Origin of the sequence: Streptomyces sp. NPDC006476, assembly GCF_040612015.1 — a bacterium.
Lineage (GTDB): Bacteria > Actinomycetota > Actinomycetes > Streptomycetales > Streptomycetaceae > Streptomyces > Streptomyces griseorubiginosus_B.
Genome location: NZ_JBEXPK010000237.1, coordinates 1 through 2,746, shown reverse-complemented (window position 1 = coordinate 2,746; position 2,746 = coordinate 1). Strand labels below are relative to the sequence as shown.

The 2,746-nt window shown below is 66.5% G+C and carries 1 protein-coding gene and 1 pseudogene; one reads left to right on the top strand and one right to left on the bottom strand.

Annotation, left to right across the window (positions count from 1 at the left end; genetic code table 11):
- Positions 1–660 precede the first annotated feature (660 nt).
- Positions 661–1,533: a hypothetical protein gene (locus ABZZ74_RS53485; RefSeq protein WP_356951352.1), complete on the top strand. Its 873-nt coding sequence runs from the start codon at positions 661–663 to the stop codon at positions 1,531–1,533.
- A 384-nt stretch (positions 1,534–1,917) separates the two neighbouring features.
- Here the strand turns inward: ABZZ74_RS53485 and ABZZ74_RS53480 are convergent.
- Positions 1,918–2,124, bottom strand: a pseudogene (locus ABZZ74_RS53480) (transcriptional regulator); the annotation flags it as partial.
- Positions 2,125–2,746: the final 622 nt, after the last annotated feature.

The following is a 2,746-nucleotide window of genomic DNA, read 5'->3' as shown; positions in this document are numbered from 1 at the left end:
GCTGGCGGGATGTCAGGTCTGTGGAGCTGGCGTGAGACTGCTGGGCGTACCAACGCCCCTTGCCGTTAGTTCGGGGCAGCTGCTGTCTGAGAAGCAGAAACACCCAGGATACGCCCTGCTGGTAGCCGCCGAGGCGCCTGTGCGGCATCCGCTCGCCATCGCCGCGATGCTCGCGCAGCGGGTGGGAGCCACGGGGTGCCGGTGAGTGCGTCGTGGATGGCGCGCATGGCGGTGAGCCCGTGGGCGCGGGCGGTGGTCAGGTAGGAGCGGATGCGTAGGTAGCGGCGTGCTCCGGTCAGTGCGTTGTGGCAAACCGGCCGAGCCGCCACACACGCCGGAGGGAAGTGGTCGGGCCGAACTCTGAGCTGAGTGGGGCTGGGGCTGCGACAGGAGGGCGGCGCCGAGCCTGTCCGAGATCTCTCTGATGCCTTCGGCGCCGCCCGCTCGCCGTGAACACGGCGTGCCCGGCCGCCGTAAATCGTAGAACCGGAAGCTTTCCGGTGCCCTGACGATCCTTGGCTTGGGCCGCGGGTGAGGTTGACAGGCAAAGCACAGCGGGCGCACTGACGCAAGATCCATGGTGCGCACGTCCAGTGTGTGTTCAGGTTGACCTTGTCAGGGTCGAAGGAGGTCCACCCCCCACAAGCACAGGAGCACCCTTTGACGTCGACGAAGTCTGTGATGAAGAAGCTGCCCGAGGTCACGCTGGCGTTCTGGATCATGAAGATCGCCGCGACGACCCTGGGTGAGACGGCGGGCGACCTGTTCTCCCAGACGCTCAAGCTCGGCTATTTCCTCACCACGATCGCCCTGTTCCTGATCTTCGTGGTGACGCTGGTCGTGCAGCTGCGGTCCTCCCGGTACAACCCGTTCTTCTACTGGACCGTGATCCTGTCGACCAGCATGGCCGGCACCACGATGTCCGACTTCATGAACCGCGACGCCAGCGACAAGTACCTTTCGGGCGGCGCCACTTCACTGGGCTGGGGCCCGCAGGGCCTCGGCCTTGGCTACCCGGAGGGAGCCGCAATCCTGATCTCCATCCTCCTGGCGATCTTCCTCGCCTGGAGGATCAGCGGGATGACGTTCCAGATCCGCGACATCGTCACCTTCAAGGGCGAGGCCTTGTTTTGGGCGGCGATCCTCGTCTCCAACACCCTCGGTACCTCGATGGGCGACTTTCTGTCCGACAGCTCCGGACTTGGCTACCTGGGCGGTGCGGTGCTGGTGTCCAGCGTGCTGGTCGTGCTGGTCGTCCTGATGAAGGTGCCCGCCGTCTCGAACGTCCTCCTGTTCTGGATCGCCTTCGTCCTCACCCGCCCCCTCGGGGCCACCGCCGGCGACTTCCTCACCAAGCCGGTCGCCAAGGGCGGCCTGAACCTCGGCACCGCGGGCTCCTCGGCCGTGTTGCTCGCGGTCCTGTTCGGCCTGATTGCCTATGCCCACATCCAGGAGCGCAAGGCCGTCACACCGAGCCTTGAGACTGTCGGCCCGGAGGTCGCAGCGGCCCGCCAGGAAGCAAGTCAACGGTAAGCACTGGTCGGGGTACGAATCCTCGCCCAGGGGACCGCAAGTTCATGGATACGCAGAAAGGCCGGGGATGGCTTTCTTCGTGGCGTAGTGGGTCGCGCCGATGGTAATGCCTCTGGGTATGGATATTCTCCGCGTTGGGCTGACGTGGTTAGGACCTGGGCTCCCAGGGCTGTTGCAAGTTTAGTTGATCTTTCTTTTGTGCTGGTCAGCGGGCTGTGTCCGGGACGAACGAAGCTCCGTTGTGATCGATGACCTCACAAGTCCTCGATGAGCAACGGAGCTTCGGTGATTCCTGAGTTTGCCGTGTCCTGCCGGTGTCCGGGGTGCGTTGGGGGTATGTCACCCGATATCGGGGTGTTCGCACTGGTCAACGACCTGCGTGACCCGCGCGACCCGCGCGGGTGCCATTACGTGGATCTCCACACGGGTACCGCGGCCCTCCCGGTTGAGGCGGGCGAGCAGGTAGCGGGCAACGTTCCCGCGCCGCACCGTCCGGTAGACCTGCTCAATCCGCTCCAAGTTGCGCTGCGAGGGCGTGCGCCGGCCCTCCAGCCAGGCGCGCAGGGTGCGGTCCGTGACCGTCAGACCCGCGTCTACGGCCTGATCGGTGGCAGCGCTGCGGGGTGGTGCGTGGCGGCTCGGCTGCTTCCCGCTGTCGGTTCTCCGATGCGCCAGCTTCTGCCCGGCGCTCGAGCGCGGAGGCCTCGCCGACGCGCAACGACACGAGCGGGCGCCCCGATCCCCCGATCCCCCGAGCCGCACCGGCCGTCCCGCCCGCCCTTCCCTTCTTTTCTTCTTGTCTGGGGGGCGCGGAGGTGTGCAGAGGGAGATGTCGGCCTGGCGACCACACCGATAAGGGCTGGTGACCTGCTGATATGCCGTCACCTGCCAAGGAGGCGCGGTTGGTTGTGGGTGGGGATGTGGGAGGGGTGTTCGGACCGGTTGTGGGCGTGGTCGGGCGCGGGGTTATCGCATCGTGACGCTGGTCGGGCCCTCATGGTCGGGATCTTGGTCGGGGGTGGCCGGTGGCCTGGGTTGTACGCGCGGCACCGGACGGGAGGGTGCCGCACCGTACGAAGGGCAGTCTGATGCTGAACGTGGACACGGGCGGGGCGGACCGGCTGGCGCTGGCGGTCCTGGCGCAGTACCGGATGGCCACCACCGAGCAGATGCATCTGATCATCGCGCCGGGGGTGCGCATCGAGCAGACCCG